The following is a 16149-nucleotide window of genomic DNA, read 5'->3' as shown; positions in this document are numbered from 1 at the left end:
GACGATGACGGATGCATCGATCGAGCGCGAGACGCTCACCTGGGACGGCTTCGGATCCGCGACGCGAGACCTCGCGCGCCGGATCCTGGACAGCGGCTTCATGCCCGAGGTCGTGGTGGCCATCGCGCGGGGCGGTCTGCTGCCTGCCGGTGCCATCGCCTACGGTCTCGGAGCGAAGAACTGCGGTGCGATCAACGTCGAGTTCTACACCGGCATCGGCACGGTGCTCGACGCGCCGGAGGTGCTGCCGCCCGAACTCGACATGGCGTATCTCGAGGGTCGACGCGTGCTGCTGGTCGACGACGTCGCAGATTCGGGTCGCACGCTCGCCCTCGCCGTGCAGCTGCTGAAGGACAAGGGTGCCGACGTGCGCTCGGTCACGATCTACACCAAGCCGTCGACGATCATCCAGCCCGACTACGCCTGGAAGGACACCGACCTGTGGATCAACTTCCCCTGGTCGTTCCAGGGCACGGTGCGCGAAGAGGACCTCGGTCTCGCTCCGTCGGCCTGACGGGAATCACCCGCGCAGCAGCGCCCGCAGGGTCTGGATCGTGTCGGCGTCGGCGGGGTTCTTGTCGGGTCGATAGCCCTTGACTCTCGCGAACCTCAACGCGATGCCTCCGGGGTATCGCGGCGAGCGCTGCACGCCGTCGATCGCGATCTCGACCACGAACTCCGGTCTCAGGAACACCGCGCCCTGCGTGCGCCTCGTCTCGAGCGGCGGGAAGTTCTCCGTCTGCCAGCGCAGCAGCTCGTCGGTGAGCCCCTTGAACGTCTTGCCGACCATGACGAGACCGCCGGGCTCGCCGAACTCGCCGGTCGGGTCGAGTGCGCCGAGGTGCAGGTTCGACAGGAGCCCCTGGCGCCGACCCGACCCCCATTCGGCGGCGAGCACGACCAGGTCGTACGTGAGCACGGGCTTGACCTTGACCCAGGACTTGCCGCGGCGTCCCGCCGAATAGGGCGCATCGATCCCTTTGACGAGCACCCCCTCGTGGCCCGCGGCGAGAGCCTCGCGCGACAGCTGCTCGGCCGCTTCGGCGTCGTCGGTGACGATGCCCGGCATACGCCATTCGCCGACGACCCTCTCGAGTTCGGTCAGGCGGGTGGACAGGGGCTCGTCGAGCAGATCGCGTCCGTCGACGTGCAGGATGTCGAAGAACCAGGGCCGCAGCACGAGCTCGCGCGAGACGTCCGCCCCGAACCGCGACATCGTCTGCTGGAACGGCCGAGGGCCGCCGTCTTCGTCGAGTGACAACGTCTCACCGTCGAGGATCAGATCGTGTGCGGGGAGCGCGCGCACGATCTCGACGATCTCCGGCACCCGGTGGGTGATGTCGGCGAGGCTGCGGGTGTAGACGCTCACATCGTCTCCCTGGCGATGCACCTGGATGCGCGCGCCATCGAGCTTGTACTCGACGGACGCGGTGCCGGTGATGTCGAGCGCGGCGGTCGGGGTGGCCGCGGTCGATGCGAGCATCGGCAGCACGGGGCGACCGACCACCAGGCCGACCGCATCGAGTTCGTCCTCCGTGCCGGTGAGTGCGAGCACGGCGGTCTCGCCCAGGTCGCCGGAGAGCATCGCTGCTCGTCGCACCGATGCCGCCGGGCGATCCGCGGCACGGGCGATGGCATCGAGCAGGACGCCGCCGAGCGCGCCCGTGCGCAGCTCGCCGAGCATGGCCCGCGACAGGAAGTCCCATTCGGGAGCCGTCGCTCGCGACGCGAGAGCCGAGAGGATCGCGGAACGCGCCGCGGCCGACCCCGACCCTGACGAGCCGGTCAAGGCCTCGAACGCGTCATCGACATCACGGATCGACAGCGAGGGCTCGGCAGCGTGCTGCACGTCGAGCGCCGCCACTCCGCGCCAGCCGACACCCAGCCGTCCCTGTCGCGGCGTCGCGAGCAGCAGCCCGACGAGGGCGGGCACGTCGGCAGCGTCAGCGCGTGCGAGCAGCCGGGACACGGCGTCGATCTTCGCCAGGCGCGATGCGGTGGCGGTGACCTCTTCGGCGGTGGAGACGAGCTCCGAGAGCAACATGCAGGCAGTCTCGCATCCGCATCCGACATCGGCGACGGCCTTGCGTCCGTCCGTCCTGCCGCAGTAAGCGGATGCGACTCAGCGGCCGCGGAACTCCGGCGTGCGCTTCTCCTGGAACGCCGCGAACCCCTCGCGGTAGTCGTCGGTGTCGCACAGGGCGGCCTGGGCGGCGTTCTCGAGATCGATCGACTCCCACAGCGCCAGGCGCTCGTCGCGGATCCTGGCGACCAGTAGCTTGCTCGCCAGGAAGGCGGCGGTGGCGCCACGCGCAGCGGTCGCCGCGGCATCCGTCGTCGCCTGCACGACCTCGTCGTCGGGCAGCACCCGGGAGAAGAGCCCCGATGACACGGCCTCGGTGCCGCTCATCAGCCGACCGGTGTAGATGAGGTCGAGTGCCCGGTGCGCCCCGAGACGTTCGACGAAGAGGGCGTGGCCGCCGGAGTCGAGAGTGGCACCGAGCGCGGCGAACGGTGACCCGATCTTGGCCGACTCTGCGACGTACACGACGTCGGTGGCGATGAGGAGTCCGAGGCCGACGCCGAGACAGGCGCCGTGCGCCACCGCGAAGGTCGGGGCGGGGAACCGTGCCATCCGCTGCAGCAGCGGGGTCACGAGCCCGCCGAGATACCCGATCACGTCGTCGTCACGGGGGTCGACGCCCGAGATGTCGCGACCGGCGCAGAAGGCCCGGCCCTCGCCCCGCAGCACCAGCGCGCGCACTCCCGCGGCATCCGCCTCGTCGTAGGCGCGGCCGAGATCGCGGAGCGCCTGCTCGTCGAGTGAATTCCGTTTCGTCGGCGCATTCAGGACGACGGTGGCGACGTCGCCGGCGACGGTCAGATCGATCATCCGATGCTCCTCAGACGTCGTAGTCGACCACGATGCGGTCGCTCGTGGGGTGGGATTGGCAGGTGAGGACGTAGCCGCGCTCGAGCTCGTCGGGCTCGAGCGCGTAGTTCTCCGTCATCGTCACGCTGCCCTCGATGACCCTCGCACGGCAGGTTCCGCAGACGCCGCCCGCACACGCGAACGGCGCATCGGGTCGCACCCGCAGAGCGGCATTGAGCACGGACTCGTGCGCGTCGACCGGACTCTCGACGGTCGACGAGACGCCGTCGAGATTCACCTCGATGCGGATCGTCTTCTCGCCCGCGCGCACCTCGACAGGGCGGGCGGCGCGCGCCGGCTCGTCACCCGTCGTGAAGAGCTCGAAGCGGATGTGCTCACGCGGCACACCGACGTCGGCGAGCACCTCTCGGCACAGGTCGACCAGCGAGAGCGGTCCGCACAGGAACCATTCGTCGACGTCGGTCGGATCGATGAGCGCCCCCAGGATGGTGCGCAGCTTCTCCTCGTCGATGCGTCCGGAGAGCACGGGGGCCGTGCGCTGCTCGCGGGACAGCACATGGTGCAGCGTCAGGCGCGTCGGGTAGCGATCCTTGAGGTCGGCGAGATCCTCGAGGAACATCACGTCGAGCGTCGAGCGGTTCGTGTAGAGCAGGGTGAAGCGGGAGGTGTCGGAGCGCGTCAGCACGGTGTGGGCGAGAGCCATCAGCGGCGTGATGCCGGAGCCCGCAGCGATGCCCACGACGTGACGCTGATCGAGATCGTCGAGCCCGGAGGTGAACGTGCCCTGCGGACTCATCACGTCGATCTCGAACCCGGGGTGAAGGCCCGTCTGCGCCCAGGTCGAGAAGAGCCCGCCCTCGTCGCGCTTCACGGCGACGCTGAGCCGGGTCGGGACACCGGCGGCGATCTGCTCGGCCGTGCGGTGCTCGGGTGCGCGGCACAGCGAGTACGACCGGCGCACCTCCGTGCCGTCGAGCGACGTGCGCAGGGCGACATACTGGCCGGGCAGGTGGTCGTAGTCGTCGGCGAGGTCGGCGGGAACCGAGAAGGTCACCTCGACCGAGTCGTCGGTCAACGGCCGCACCTCCTCGACGGCGAGGGTGTGGAAGCGCGCGCGCTTCTTCGTCGGCGCGGCGGCTCGACGAGGCGACGGCGCGGGCGCGGGACCGGAGAGGGCGAACAGCGACATCAGTGCACCTTGAAGTGGTCGAAGGGTTCGAGGCAGGCGCGGCATTCGAACAGCGCCTTGCACGAGGTGGATCCGAAGCGCGAGACCTCGCGGGTGTCCAGCGAGCCGCACCGAGGGCACCGCACGCTGATCGCGAGGCGGATCGGGCCGGACGAGATCGCCGAGCGCCCGGTCGGAGGCGCGATGCCGTACTCGGCGAGCTTCTGCCTGCCGGCATCCGACATCCAGTCCGTCGTCCATGCGGGGGAGAGCACGAGCCGGACCTCGACCCGTGAGTATCCCGCGGCGGTCAGGGCGAGGATGACGTCGTCGCGGATCGTGTCCATCGCCGGGCACCCGCTGTAGGTCGGGGTGATGTCGACGCGCACCACGTCGCCGTCGACGGTGACCGCGCGCAGCACGCCGAGGTCCTCGATCGTCAGCACGGGCACCTCGGGGTCGGCCACGGCCGCGGCGATCCGCCAGGCGGTCGACCGGGGCGCGGTCTGCAGCGTGCCGGTCACCATGACGCTCCCGGATGCCGTCGCGCCAGGACCTGCATCTCCGCGAGGACATGGCCGAACGGACTCGCGTGCGCTCCTCGCCGTCCTCCGGCCGAGGATGCCGCGACGGCGGGAAGCGTCAGCTCGGCCTCGGCGAAGACGGCGGCGACGACGGCGTCGAAGCCCGCTCGCAGCGTCGACGGACGCGCCGCGGCGTCCCCGAGGCGGTCGATCAGGGGCTCGTCGCGGAAGAGCTCGTCGGCATACGGCCAGACGTCGCCCAGCGCGCGGATCATCCGTCGCCGGGATTCGTCGGTGCCGCCGGCGAGCCGCAGCACCCATTGCACCGCGTGGTCTCGGTGGTAGTCGACCTCTTTGAGGGACTTCTCGGCGATCGCCGCGAGGGTCGGGTCGCTGCTCGCCCGCAGGGCCGAGTACAGCTCGAACATGTAGGTCGACACGACGAACTGGCGGGCGATGGTCTGCGCGAAGTCGCCGTTGGGCTGCTCGACGATCCAGGCGCAGCGGAACTCCGGTTCGTCGCGGAAGTACGCGAGATCGTCTTCGGAGCGTCCGTCGAAAGACCCCGCGAAGTGCAGGAACGAGCGGGCATGCCCGAGCAGGTCGAGCGCGATGTTGCCGAGGGCGACGTCCTCTTCGAGTTCGGGCGCGCGGGAGATCCACTCACCGAGCTGCTGCGACAGGATCAGTGCATCGTCGCCGAGCCAGAGCGCGTACTCGGCGATGTCGGCGGATGCCGCCGCGGAGCCGGTTCCGGTGAGCTCGTCACCGAGCCGCAGCTCGTCGACCGAGACGTCCCCGTGCGGGTCGCCGTGGATATCACCCTGGATGTGGCTCACAGGTGCGGCACCCCCTCGGACGCCGTGTAGTACACGGCGTGCCGATAGTTCTTGCCGGCGGGGCTCTCGAAGTAGGCGCCCTTGGCGTCGGGGTCGCTGGTCGTGATCGCCTCGGCGGGCACCGCCCAGATCGACACGCCCTCGCCGCGTCGCGTGTAGAGATCCCGGGCGTTGCGGATGGCCATGTCGGCATCCGGGGCGTGCAGCGACCCGACGTGGACGTGGCTCAGGCCGCGGTTCGCGCGGACGAAGACCTCCCAGAGCGGCCAGGGCTCGCGGGCGTCGGCACCGGGCGTCGCCATCACGCCACCGCCTTCGTCTTCAGCGCCTGCTTGCGGGCGTACTCGGCCGCAGCCTCGCGCACCCACGCGCCGTCATCATGGGCCGTGCGGCGGCGTTCGAGACGCTCGGCATTGCAGGGGCCGTTGCCGCGCAGCACCTCGAAGAACTCGTCCCAGTCGATCTCGCCGATCACGTACTGGCCGGTCTCGTCGTCGAAGCGCAGATCAGGGTCGGGCAGGGTCACGCCGAGGATCTCGGCCTGGGGCACGAGCATGCTGACGAAGCGCTGACGCAGCTCGTCGTTCGTGAAGCGCTTGATCTTCCACTTCATCGACTGCGCGGAGTTGGGGGACTGGTCGTCGGGCGGACCGAACATCGCCAGACTCGGCCAGTACCAGCGGTTCACGGCATCCTGCGCCATCTTCTTCTGCTCGTCGGTTCCCTGCATCAGCGACAGCAGGATCTCGAATCCCTGGCGCTGATGGAACGACTCCTCCTTGCAGACGCGCACCATCGCGCGGCCGTAGGGCCCGTAGGAGGCGCGGCACAGCGGCACCTGGTTGCAGATGGCGGCTCCGTCGACGAGCCACCCGATCGCCCCCATGTCGGCCCAGGTGGGTGTCGGATAGTTGAAGATCGACGAGTACTTGGCCTTGCCGCTGATGAGCTGATCCATCATCTCGTCGCGCGAGATGCCGAGCGTCTGTGCGGCGGAGTAGAGATAGAGTCCGTGCCCCGCCTCGTCCTGGACCTTGGCCATCAGGATCGCCTTGCGCTTGAGGCTCGGCGCCCGGGTGATCCAGTTGCCCTCCGGCTGCATGCCGATGATCTCGGAGTGCGCGTGCTGCGAGATCTGACGGATCAGCGTCTTGCGATAGGCATCGGGCATCCAGTCGCGAGGCTCGATGCGCTGCTCGTTCGCGATGAGCTCGTCGAACAGGCGCTCGTCGTCGGATAGCTCTCCGTCGACGAGGGAGAGATCTGCGGGGCTGGTCATCATCGACTCCTCGGTTTCCGATCCGCTTTACTGACCGGTCGTTAGGTAATTCTGACACGGAGGTCGTCGCGGCGCAAGGAAGACCCCCGATGCGGCGCTCGGCGAGATGCTCGGAGAGTTGCTCAGCGAGAGCGGGAGACGAGGTCGAGGAGGGCTCTGCCGCACGCCTCGGAGGGATCCGGATGCTCGAAACGCAGGGTCTCGCCGGCGATCTCGACCTCGACCACGAAGGTGTCGGAGAGGCGGCTCAGCGCCCGGAAGGTGCCGCGCAGCAGCTCACGCAGCTGATCCTCGCGGGGGAGCCACACCGCGTCCGCGAGGGTCACGGCGTCGAGCGCCCACTCCGTCGTGCCGTTGAAGGCGAGGTCCGTGCCGCTCGGGGTCTGGCGGGCCTCGATCGTCATCTCGCTGACCGTGAAGACATCGGCTTCGGCCTCGAGCTCGACATCGTTCGGAAGATCGAGCTGAAAGCGGTCGCCCTCGGCGGGATGCCACACGAGTCCGGCGTCGCGCAGGGATACGGCCAGTTCTCGGGTGATCATCGTCCCACGCTAGACGACGTCGCCGAGGCTCGGCTCGAATCCGCCTGTGGATGGTGGCGCACCGGGTGTCGGAGGCATCGGGCAGAGTGGAGACATGACTTCTCCCGCCTCTGTCGACACCCGCACTGCTGCGCTCTCGGCTCTGCGCGAGCTGGTCGGCCGCCCGGACGCCGACTTCCACGACGGTCAGTACGAGGCGATCGAGGCTCTGGTCGAGGGGCGCCGCCGCGCGCTGGTCGTGCAGCGCACCGGGTGGGGCAAGTCGGCTGTGTACTTCGTCGCGACGCTGCTGCTGCGCCGCCAGGGGGCAGGGCCGACCGTCCTCGTCTCGCCGCTTCTCGCGCTGATGCGCGATCAGATCGCCGCGGCCGAGCGGGCAGGCGTTCGAGCGGTGGCGATCAACTCGACCAATGCGCACGAGTGGTCGGAGGTCATGGAGCAGCTCGACCGAGACGAGGTCGATGTGCTGCTCGTCTCTCCCGAACGACTCAACAATCCCGCGTTCCGCGAGCAGCAGCTGCCGGCGCTGGTTCGACGGATCGGCATGCTGGTGGTCGACGAGGCGCACTGCATCAGCGACTGGGGGCACGACTTCCGCCCCGATTACCGGCGGCTGCGCGACCTCATCGAGCAGATGCCGCCCGAGGTGCCCGTGCTCGCGACGACGGCGACCGCGAACAGCAGGGTCGTGGCCGACGTCGCCGAGCAGCTCGGCACGGAAGGGGCGTCGGATGCCGCCGGCTCCGAGGTGCTCACGATCCGCGGCCCGCTCGCGCGCACCTCGCTGCGTCTCGGCGTCCTGCGTCTGCGCGACTCCGCCAGCCGGCTCGCATGGCTGCTCAGTCATATCGACGACCTGCCCGGTTCGGGCATCATCTACACCCTGACGGTCGCGGCCGCGGTCGACACCGCCCGGCTGCTGCGCGATCACGGGCACGACGTGCGCGCGTACACCGGACAGACCGACACCGACGAGCGCACCGAGTCGGAAGGGATGCTGAAGCGCAACGAGGTCAAGGCCCTCGTCGCCACGAGCGCGCTCGGGATGGGCTTCGACAAGCCGGACCTCGGTTTCGTGCTGCACCTCGGCGCGCCGTCGTCGCCGGTCGCGTACTACCAGCAGGTCGGCCGTGCCGGTCGTGCGAGCGAGAGCGCCGACGTGCTCCTGCTGCCCGGCGTCGAAGACCGCGACATCTGGCACTACTTCGCGACCGCGTCGATGCCGGATCGGGAGCGCGCCGAGCGGGTGATCGCCGCCCTCGGCGATCAGCCCATCTCGACGCCCTCGCTCGAGGCGATGGTCGACATCCGGCGTACTCCGCTCGAACTGCTGCTCAAGGTTCTCGACGTCGACGGCGCGGTGCGCCGGGTGCAGGGCGGGTGGGTCGCGACGGGACAGCCGTGGCCCTACGACGCCGAGCGCTATGAGCGCATCGCGGCCGAGCGTCGCGCCGAGCAGCAGCACATGATCGACTACGAGCAGACCGACGGATGCCGCATGGAATTCCTCCAGCGCTCACTCGACGACGACACGGCTGCGCCCTGCGGGAGATGCGACAACTGCGCCGGCATCTGGTTCCCGAGCGAGATCGGCGAATCGGCGACGACGCAGGCCGCGGAATCGCTCGATCGCGTCGGTGTCCCGGTCGAGCCTCGTCGCGCCTGGCCGACCGGAGCCGACAAGCTCGACGTGCCGGTGAAGGGGCGCATCCCCGCGGGGGAGCAGGCCGGAGAAGGGCGCGCACTCGCCCGTCTCACCGACCTCGGCTGGGGCGGCACGCTGCGCGAGCTCTTCGCGGCGGGAGCCCCTGACGCGGTGGTGACGCCCCAGGTCCTCGGCGGCTGCGTGCGCGTGCTCGCCGACTGGGGGTGGACCGAGCGCCCCGTCGCGGTCGTCGCCATGCCGTCGCGATCGCATCCGCTGCTCGTCGACTCACTCGCCCGCGGGATCGCCGAGATCGGCCGCCTGCCGTATCTCGGTGCGCTCGACCTCGTGAACGGCGGGCCGACGGGCCAACCCGGTGGCAACAGCGTGTTCCGGCTGGCAGGTCTGTGGGACAGATTCAGCGCGCAGGGCCTCGACGTGCCGACCGGTCCCGTGCTGCTCGTCGACGATCTCGCCGACAGCCGCTGGACGCTCACGGTCGCCGCGCGCACGCTGCGCCAGGCGGGGGCGAGCGACGTGCTCCCGTTCGTGCTCGCGCTGCGCGGCTGACGGCGGGGACACCCGGCTCGAGCCCTACCGCAGGTCGTAGACCCGCTGGTATTTGCCCTCGCTCCGGGGCAGCGTGCCCGGCTCCTCGACCGTCACGTCGACGCTGGTGCCGATGTGCATCTTGATGCGGTGGGTGAGCACCGCAGCGGCGGCATCGCAGTCCTCGGCACTCAGCGACGGGTGTCGCTCGATGCGCACGGTCATCGTGTCGAGCTGCCCGACGTGGTGCAGCTCGAGCACGAAATGCGGGGTGAGCGTCTCGATGCCCATCACCAGCTCCTCGATCTGGGTGGGGAAGAGGTTCACGCCGCGCAGGATGATCATGTCGTCGTTGCGGCCGGTGATCTTCTCCATGCGTCGAAGCGCCGGAAAGGTGGTTCCCGGCAGCAGGCGCGTCAGATCGCGCGTGCGATACCGGATCACAGGAAAAGCCTCTTTGGTCAGCGAGGTGAAGACGAGCTCGCCGAGCGCATCGTCCGGCAGCCGTTCCCCGGTCTCTCCGTCGATGATCTCGGGCAGGAAATGGTCCTCCCAGATGTGCGGGCCGTCTTTCGTGAGCACGCTCTCGCTCGCGACCCCCGGCCCCATCACCTCGCTGAGCCCGTAGATGTCGACGGCATCGATGTTCAGTCGCCGCTCGATCTCACGACGCATCTCGTTCGTCCACGGCTCGGCGCCGAGCACCGCGACGCGCAGCGACGTGGTCGTCGGATCGATGCCCGAGGCTTCCATCGCGTCAGCGATCGTGAGCAGATAACTCGGCGTGCAGAGGATGGCATCCGGTTCGAAATCCGTGATCAGCTGCACCTGCCGGGCGGTCTGCCCTCCCGACACCGGGATCACGGTCGCTCCGAGACGCTCGATCCCGGCATGCGTGCCGAGTCCGCCGGTGAAGAGCCCGTAGCCGTAGGCGTTGTGCACCTTCATCCCCGCGCGGATGCCCGCGGCGTGCAGCGACCGCGCCACCAGGTCGCTCCACCGGTCGAGGTCTCCTTCGGTGTACCCGACGACGGTCGGCCGCCCCGTCGTGCCCGACGACGCGTGGACGCGTCGCACGTCGGCCATCGGCACGGCGAACATGCCGAACGGATAGCTCTCGCGCAGGTCGGCCTTGGTGGTGAACGGCAGACGCCGCACGTCGTCGAGGGTGCGCACATCGTCGGGGTGCACGCCGTGCTCGTCGAACTTGCGGCGATAGGTCGGCACGTTCTCGTAGGCATGCCGGACGGTCCACTGCAGGCGCTGCAGCTGCAGCCGCGCCAGTCGTTCAGGCGAATGAAGCTCGGCCTCGGCACCGATCTCGGCATGTGTTGCGGTCATCGTCGACTCCTTCGTCGGGGACAGAGCAGTGAGCGTGCGTGCGCTCAGGCGGGGTGCGACCGGTTCGTCGTGAGCGAGCGGCCGCGGACCTCGGCGACGACATCGCCCGATTCGTCGGTCACCGTCACGTCGTACAGGCCGTTGCGTCCGCTGACGACACGGCGCACCGCGCGCGCTGTCAGTCGCTGGCCGGCGGTCGTGGATTTCAGGAAGGTGATGTCGGCACCACCCGCGACCGTGACGCGATCGTCCTCGTTGCAGGCGATCGCGAAGGCGGTGTCGGCGAGGGTGAACACCAGTCCGCCATGCGTGATGGCGAACCCGTTCAGCATGTCGTCGCGCACGGTCATCGAGACGACGGCCTCTCCGGGGGCGTCCTCCTCGACGGTCATGCCGAGCATCTGCGATGCGGCATCGCGCTGCATCATCTCTCTCATGCGGCGACGACCTCGGGTGTCGGCTGCTTGTTCACCAGCGTGAGCACGTCGTAGGTGGCGACGAGCTCGTCGCTCTGATTGCGGATCACCGCGTCCCAGCGCACCTCTCCGTACTCGTCCGTCTCACGCGGCGTGATCTGCTTCGCGGTCAGCTCGACGCGGATCGTGTCGCCGGGGGAGACCGGCGTGACGAATCGCAGGTTCTCCAGACCGTAGTTCGCGAGCACGGGTCCGGGCTCCGGATCGACGAAGAGACCGGCGGCCCACGAGACGAGCAGGTAGCCGTGCGCGACCCGTCCGGGGAAGAACGGGTTCGCGGCGGCGGATGCCTCGTCCATGTGGGCGTAGAACGTGTCGCCCGTGAAGTGCGCGAACGTCTCGATGTCGGCGAGGGTCACCTCGCGCGAGCCGGAGACGATCTGGTCGCCGATGCGGAGTTCCGCGAGCGACTTGCGGAACGGATGCCGACCGTCGCTGCGCGCGGCCGCCCCCGCGTGCCAGACACCCGTCAAGGCAGTCAGCATCTCGGGTGAACCCTGCACTGCCGTGCGCTGCATGTGATGCAGCACCGCGCGGATGCCGCCGAGCTCCTCACCGCCGCCGGCTCGACCGGGGCCGCCGTGCACGAGGTTGGGCAGGGGCGATCCGTGCCCGGTCGACGATCGTGCATCGTCGCGGTCGAGCAGCAGCATCCGGCCGTTGAACGGTGCGATGCGCGTGGCGAGCTCCACGGCCTGCGCCGGGTCATGCGTGGCGATGCTGGTGACCAGCGAGCCGCCACCTCGGGCGACGAGCGCTGCGGCCTCGGCGATGGTGTCGTACGTGAGCAGCGACGACACGGGGCCGAAGGCCTCGATCGAGTGCGCCGCATCGGACTGCGAGTCCTCGAAGCGCAGCAGCAGCGGCGACACGAAGGCTCCGTCGGGTGCGGTGCCGGTGCTGCCGTCTGCGCGGCGGACCTCGGGAGCATCCGTCGTCCCGACGACGACCTGCCCGCCCGCCGCCTGCAGGCGATCCACCTGGCGCAGCACCTCATCGCGCTGCCCCGTCGAGGCCAGGGGACCCATGGTGACGCCCTCGGCGCGGGGGTCGCCCAGCACGGTCTTCTCAGCGAGGCGCGCCTGCACGGCGCCGATGATCGCGTCGGCCGAGCCCGCCGGCACGATCGCACGCCGGATGGCCGTGCACTTCTGGCCGGCCTTGCTCGTCATCTCGGTGACGAGCTGGCGCACGTAGGCGTCGAACTCCGGGGTGCCCTCGATCGCGTCTGTGCCGAGCACCGAGGCGTTGATCGAGTCGGTCTCGGCGGTGAACCGCACACCGCCGGTCTGCACCGCGGCGTGGGCTTTGAGGCTCTCCGCGGTCGACGCGCTGCCGGTGAACCCGACGATGTCGCCGAGCCGCAGGTTCTCGAACAGGTCAGGCACGCTGCCGCTGACGAGCTGCAGCGATCCGTCGGGCAGCAGTCCCGATTCGACGAGGATGCGCACCATCGCCTCGGCGACGTAGCCCGTGGGCGTCGCGGGCTTCACGAGCGTCGGCATGCCGGCGAGGAACGCGGGTGCGAACTTCTCGAGCGAACCCCACACCGGGAAGTTGAACGCGTTGATCTGCACAGCGACCCCGGGGAGCGTCGTGTAGACATGACGACCCAGGAACGACCCGTCCTTCGACAGCGGCTCCACGGGGCCGTCGACATGCACGCGGCTGTTCGGCAGCTCGCGGCGGCCCTTGCCCGAGTACGAGAAGAGCACGCCGATGCCGCCGTCGATGTCGACCCACGAGTCGGCCTTCGTGGCGCCGGTACGGGCGGACAGCGCATACAGCTCGTCCTTGCGCTCGGTGAGAGCGAGGGCGAACTGCTTCAGCAGCACGGCCCGCTGGTGGAACGTGAGCGCACCGAGGCTCTTCTGCCCGACGGAGCGGGCGTACTCCAGTGCCCCGGCCAGGTCGAGGCCCACGGACGACACGACGGCGACGACGTCGCCGGTGGACGCATCGCGGACCTCTGTGGATCGCGTGGGTGACGACGGCGTCCACCACTCGCCCTGGACGTAGCTCGGCAGATACTCGGTCATCTCTCCTCGTTCCATGCGTAGAACCCTTCGCCGCTCTTGCGGCCCAGCTTTCCCTCGGCGACCATGCGGCGCAGCAGTTCCGGTGCAGCGAATCGCTCGCCGAGCGTGCGCTCCAGCTCTTCGGCGATGCCGAGGCGCACATCGAGCCCGACGATGTCGGTGGTGCGCAGCGGACCCATCGGATGCCGATACCCGAGCGTCATCGCGGCATCGATGTCGGCGGCCGAGGCGACGCCCTCCTCGAGCATCCGGATCGCCTCGAGGCCCAGCATCACGCCCAGCCGCGACGACGCGAAGCCCGGGGAGTCGCTGACGACGATCGGCGTCTTGCCGAGGGCGGCCACCCAGGCGGTGGCGCTCTCGACGACCGCCCGGTCGGTCGCTGCGCCGCGCACGACCTCGACTAGGGCCGACGCGGGCACCGGATTGAAGAAGTGCAGGCCGAGGAATCGCTCCGGATGCCTGCGGCCCGCAGCGAGATCGTCGATCGAGATCGACGAGGTGTTGCTCGCCAGAACCGCCGACGGGGGCAGCACGGCTTCGGCCCGCGACAGTGCGTCCTCCTTGAGGGCCCGGTCTTCGGGAACCGCCTCGATCGCGAGGTCGACCGCGGCGAAGGCTCCGGGATCGACGCCGGTCGTGATGCGCGCGGTCAATTCGGCCTCGTCGAGAGAGGGGTCGCGGTCGACGGATCTGCGGATGCTGCCGCCGATGCGGGTCAGCGCCGCATCGGCGCTCGCCGCATCGCGCTCGATCACGCTGACGTGAGATCCGGCGAGCAGGAACGCATGTGCGATGCCGGCTCCCATGCGGCCGCCTCCGAGCACGCCGACCCGATTCGGGGCGCTGCCGATGTCGCTCATCGTCTCTTCTCCAGGAAGTCGGTCATGCGGCGGATCTTCTCGGGCGACTCGAACAGCTCGGCCTGCAGTTCGACCTCGATCGCCGGGTGGCCTGCTCGCGGAGTGCGCAGAGCGCGTTTGGTGTGCTGCGTCGCGAGGGGATCGTTCGCCGCGATGCGATCGACGATCCGGTGTGCGGCCGCGAGCAGCTCGTCGGCCGGATGGAGCGACGACACGAGTCCCCACCTCAGCGCCTCTTCGGCATCCAGAGCTCGGCCGGTGAGGAGCAGCTCGCTCGCCCTCGCGTCTCCGGCGATCTCGGGCAGGCGCCAGGTCGCGCCGGCTGCGGCGATGATGCCGAGCCCGGTCTCGGGGTTGCCGATGCGGAGGGACGGCGTCGCGATGCGGATGTCGGCGGCGTAGGCGAGTTCGGCTCCGCCCCCGAGCGCGTATCCGTCGAGTGCGGCGATCACCGGCATCGGGAGATCATGGATGCGGATGAATGCGGTCGCATTGATGGCGCGTCGGGCGTCGTCGGCGGTGCGATCGCGCAGCTGGGCGATGTCGGCGCCCGCCGCGAAGACGCCGTCGGTGCCGGTGATGATCAGCGTGCGCGGCGTCCGCTCGAGCAGCGCGCAGAGGTCGTGCAGCGCGTCGATCGTCGCCTGGTCGATGGCGTTGCGCTTCTCGGGCCGGTCGAGCGTGGCGACCACCCGGTCTCGATGCTCCTCGATGCGCAGAGTCATGTCAGACGCTCCACGATCATCGCGGTGCCCTGACCCACGCCGACGCACATCGTGGCCAGACCGTAGCGCGCGTTCTCGCGCTCGAGTCGGCCGAGCAGTGTGACGATGAGGCGGGATCCGCTGGAGCCGAGGGGATGGCCGAGCGCGATGGCTCCGCCGTCGGCGTTGACGATCGACGGGTCGAGTCCGAGGCGGCGGATGCAGGCGAGGGACTGCGTGGCGAAGGCCTCGTTGAGCTCGACGGCTCCGAGGTCGCCGACCTGTAGGCCCGCCTTCGCGAGCGCTTTCTGCGTTGCCGGCACGGGACCCAGGCCCATGATCTCGGGGGCGAGCGCGGCGGTCGCCGAGGCGACGATCCGTGCGCGCGGACGAAGGCCATGTCGCTCGACCGCCTCGGCGCTCGCCACGATGATCGCCGAGGCTCCGTCGTTCAAGGAACTGGAGTTGCCCGCCGTGACGACCTGGCCGCCTGCGACGACCGGACGGAGTGCGGCCAGCGCGTCGAGCGTGCTGTCCCTGCGCGGGCCTTCGTCGGTGTCGACGAGTCCGCGGCCCGTCTCGACGCCCACGATCTCCGGGGCGAGGCGTCCCCCGTCGATCGCCGAGATGGCGCGCTGATGGCTCAGAAGCGCGAAGGCGTCGGCATCCGCTCTGGTGATCCCGTCGATGCGTGCGACCTCTTCGGCGGTCTCGGGCATCGAGAACGTGGCTTTGTCGCGGGCGCTCAGCCGCGGGTTCGTGAAGCGCCAGCCGATCGATGTGTCAAAGGCCGCGCCGGGCTTGGCCCATGCCCGCTCGGGCTTTGCCTGCACCCAGGGCGCGCGTGTCATGGACTCGACGCCACCGGCGACGATGAGGTCGGCGTCCCCTGCGCGTACGGCGTTCGCGGCGAGTGCGATGGCTGACATCCCCGAGGCGCAGAGGCGGTTGACGGTCAATCCGGGGATCGAATCGGGGAGGCCCGCGAGCAGCACGGCCATCCGTGCGACGTTGCGGTTGTCCTCGCCCGCCTGATTCGCGGCGCCGAGGATCACCTCGTCGATGTCGTCCGCGGGGATGGTGGCTCGCGAGACTGTGGCGGCGACGACGAGGGCCGCCAGATCGTCCGGACGGATGCCGGCGAGTGCGCCTCCGTAGCGACCGACGGGGGTGCGGACCCCGTCGACGAGATAGGCCTCGGACATCGTCATCCTCTCGAACGCCCACGCTGGCGATAATTTCAGACCGATCGGTCAGGAATACGATCTCAGATCCTTCCGCGAATGG

Annotated in this window: 16 protein-coding genes; 2 read left to right on the top strand and 14 right to left on the bottom strand. The window is 69.6% G+C overall.

Annotated elements, in window-relative coordinates; translation table 11 throughout:
• Positions 1-4: 4 nt before the first annotated feature.
• On the top strand, positions 5-514 hold the full coding sequence (locus LQZ85_RS15660) for a phosphoribosyltransferase (protein WP_230101185.1): 510 nt from the start codon (positions 5-7) through the stop codon (positions 512-514).
• Between the two features lie 6 nt (positions 515-520).
• Here LQZ85_RS15660 and LQZ85_RS15655 read toward each other — a convergent pair whose 3' ends face one another.
• From LQZ85_RS15655 to LQZ85_RS15620, 8 genes are all read right to left on the bottom strand, one after another.
• Positions 521-2044 (bottom strand): ATP-dependent DNA ligase, encoded by a 1524-nt coding sequence (locus LQZ85_RS15655; protein WP_230101184.1) that lies wholly within the window; start codon positions 2042-2044, stop codon positions 521-523.
• 78 nt (positions 2045-2122) lie between these two features.
• Positions 2123-2893, bottom strand: coding sequence for an enoyl-CoA hydratase/isomerase family protein (locus LQZ85_RS15650; RefSeq protein WP_230101183.1), 771 nt, complete (start codon positions 2891-2893; stop codon positions 2123-2125).
• Positions 2894-2903: 10 nt separating this feature from the next.
• Positions 2904-4082: a 1,2-phenylacetyl-CoA epoxidase subunit PaaE gene (paaE, locus tag LQZ85_RS15645; protein ID WP_230101182.1), complete on the bottom strand. Its 1179-nt coding sequence runs from the start codon at positions 4080-4082 to the stop codon at positions 2904-2906.
• Positions 4082-4588, bottom strand: coding sequence for a 1,2-phenylacetyl-CoA epoxidase subunit PaaD (gene paaD, locus LQZ85_RS15640; protein WP_056277465.1), 507 nt, complete (start codon positions 4586-4588; stop codon positions 4082-4084). The genes paaE and paaD overlap by 1 nt, the downstream gene beginning before the upstream one ends.
• The gene (paaC, locus tag LQZ85_RS15635) at positions 4582-5364 is read right to left on the bottom strand and encodes a 1,2-phenylacetyl-CoA epoxidase subunit PaaC (RefSeq protein WP_230101201.1); all 783 of its coding nucleotides are present in this window, start codon (positions 5362-5364) and stop codon (positions 4582-4584) included. Before paaC ends, paaD begins: the two co-directional genes overlap by 7 nt.
• A gap of 56 nt (positions 5365-5420) precedes the next feature.
• Positions 5421-5726, bottom strand: a complete 306-nt coding sequence (gene paaB / locus LQZ85_RS15630; RefSeq protein ID WP_056277472.1) for a 1,2-phenylacetyl-CoA epoxidase subunit PaaB — start codon at positions 5724-5726, stop codon at positions 5421-5423.
• Positions 5726-6703, bottom strand: a complete 978-nt coding sequence (gene paaA / locus LQZ85_RS15625; RefSeq protein ID WP_230101181.1) for a 1,2-phenylacetyl-CoA epoxidase subunit PaaA — start codon at positions 6701-6703, stop codon at positions 5726-5728. The genes paaB and paaA overlap by 1 nt, the downstream gene beginning before the upstream one ends.
• A 122-nt stretch (positions 6704-6825) precedes the next feature.
• Complete coding sequence (locus LQZ85_RS15620; RefSeq protein WP_230101180.1) at positions 6826-7245, bottom strand: pilus assembly protein CpaE; 420 nt, start codon at positions 7243-7245, stop codon at positions 6826-6828.
• Between the two features lie 94 nt (positions 7246-7339).
• On the opposite strand from LQZ85_RS15620, the gene LQZ85_RS15615 reads away from it, so the two are divergent.
• A complete protein-coding gene (locus tag LQZ85_RS15615; protein WP_230101179.1) occupies positions 7340-9460 on the top strand; it encodes a RecQ family ATP-dependent DNA helicase in 2121 nt (706 codons plus the stop codon).
• 24 nt (positions 9461-9484) lie between these two features.
• Here LQZ85_RS15615 and paaK read toward each other — a convergent pair whose 3' ends face one another.
• From paaK to LQZ85_RS15585, 6 genes are read right to left on the bottom strand one after another with little or no spacing between them, the layout of a single operon-like run.
• Positions 9485-10780, bottom strand: a complete 1296-nt coding sequence (paaK, locus tag LQZ85_RS15610) for a phenylacetate--CoA ligase PaaK (RefSeq protein ID WP_230101178.1) — start codon at positions 10778-10780, stop codon at positions 9485-9487.
• A 44-nt stretch (positions 10781-10824) separates the two neighbouring features.
• Positions 10825-11217 (bottom strand): hydroxyphenylacetyl-CoA thioesterase PaaI, encoded by a 393-nt coding sequence (gene paaI, locus LQZ85_RS15605; protein ID WP_053095433.1) that lies wholly within the window; start codon positions 11215-11217, stop codon positions 10825-10827.
• Positions 11214-13295 (bottom strand): phenylacetic acid degradation bifunctional protein PaaZ, encoded by a 2082-nt coding sequence (gene paaZ / locus LQZ85_RS15600; protein ID WP_230101177.1) that lies wholly within the window; start codon positions 13293-13295, stop codon positions 11214-11216. Before paaZ ends, paaI begins: the two co-directional genes overlap by 4 nt.
• Positions 13292-14158 (bottom strand): 3-hydroxyacyl-CoA dehydrogenase family protein, encoded by an 867-nt coding sequence (locus LQZ85_RS15595; RefSeq protein ID WP_230101176.1) that lies wholly within the window; start codon positions 14156-14158, stop codon positions 13292-13294. Before LQZ85_RS15595 ends, paaZ begins: the two co-directional genes overlap by 4 nt.
• Positions 14155-14883 (bottom strand): enoyl-CoA hydratase/isomerase family protein, encoded by a 729-nt coding sequence (locus LQZ85_RS15590; RefSeq protein WP_230101175.1) that lies wholly within the window; start codon positions 14881-14883, stop codon positions 14155-14157. The genes LQZ85_RS15595 and LQZ85_RS15590 overlap by 4 nt, the downstream gene beginning before the upstream one ends.
• Complete coding sequence (locus LQZ85_RS15585) at positions 14880-16067, bottom strand: acetyl-CoA C-acyltransferase (RefSeq protein WP_230101174.1); 1188 nt, start codon at positions 16065-16067, stop codon at positions 14880-14882. The genes LQZ85_RS15590 and LQZ85_RS15585 overlap by 4 nt, the downstream gene beginning before the upstream one ends.
• Between the last annotated feature and the right edge of the window lie 82 nt (positions 16068-16149).

The organism is Microbacterium sp. Bi98, from assembly GCF_918698045.1.
Lineage (GTDB): Bacteria > Actinomycetota > Actinomycetes > Actinomycetales > Microbacteriaceae > Microbacterium.
Note: the sequence above shows the minus strand (reverse complement) of the source record. Positions and strands in the feature narration are given on the sequence as shown.

What these genes read in the sequence shown, in the direction of transcription:
- LQZ85_RS15585 (WP_230101174.1), bottom strand. Translation starts at nt 16,067, where the DNA reads ATGTCCGAGGCCTATCTCGTCGACGGGGTCCGCACCCCCGTCGGTCGC.
- LQZ85_RS15660 (WP_230101185.1), top strand. Translation starts at nt 5, where the DNA reads ATGACGGATGCATCGATCGAGCGCGAGACGCTCACCTGGGACGGCTTC.
- paaK (WP_230101178.1), bottom strand. Translation starts at nt 10,780, where the DNA reads ATGACCGCAACACATGCCGAGATCGGTGCCGAGGCCGAGCTTCATTCG.
- LQZ85_RS15620 (WP_230101180.1), bottom strand. Translation starts at nt 7,245, where the DNA reads ATGATCACCCGAGAACTGGCCGTATCCCTGCGCGACGCCGGACTCGTG.
- paaB (WP_056277472.1), bottom strand. Translation starts at nt 5,726, where the DNA reads ATGGCGACGCCCGGTGCCGACGCCCGCGAGCCCTGGCCGCTCTGGGAG.
- paaD (WP_056277465.1), bottom strand. Translation starts at nt 4,588, where the DNA reads ATGGTGACCGGCACGCTGCAGACCGCGCCCCGGTCGACCGCCTGGCGG.
- LQZ85_RS15590 (WP_230101175.1), bottom strand. Translation starts at nt 14,883, where the DNA reads ATGACTCTGCGCATCGAGGAGCATCGAGACCGGGTGGTCGCCACGCTC.
- paaZ (WP_230101177.1), bottom strand. Translation starts at nt 13,295, where the DNA reads ATGACCGAGTATCTGCCGAGCTACGTCCAGGGCGAGTGGTGGACGCCG.
- LQZ85_RS15650 (WP_230101183.1), bottom strand. Translation starts at nt 2,893, where the DNA reads ATGATCGATCTGACCGTCGCCGGCGACGTCGCCACCGTCGTCCTGAAT.
- LQZ85_RS15595 (WP_230101176.1), bottom strand. Translation starts at nt 14,158, where the DNA reads ATGAGCGACATCGGCAGCGCCCCGAATCGGGTCGGCGTGCTCGGAGGC.
- LQZ85_RS15615 (WP_230101179.1), top strand. Translation starts at nt 7,340, where the DNA reads ATGACTTCTCCCGCCTCTGTCGACACCCGCACTGCTGCGCTCTCGGCT.
- paaE (WP_230101182.1), bottom strand. Translation starts at nt 4,082, where the DNA reads ATGTCGCTGTTCGCCCTCTCCGGTCCCGCGCCCGCGCCGTCGCCTCGT.
- paaA (WP_230101181.1), bottom strand. Translation starts at nt 6,703, where the DNA reads ATGACCAGCCCCGCAGATCTCTCCCTCGTCGACGGAGAGCTATCCGAC.
- LQZ85_RS15655 (WP_230101184.1), bottom strand. Translation starts at nt 2,044, where the DNA reads ATGTTGCTCTCGGAGCTCGTCTCCACCGCCGAAGAGGTCACCGCCACC.
- paaI (WP_053095433.1), bottom strand. Translation starts at nt 11,217, where the DNA reads ATGAGAGAGATGATGCAGCGCGATGCCGCATCGCAGATGCTCGGCATG.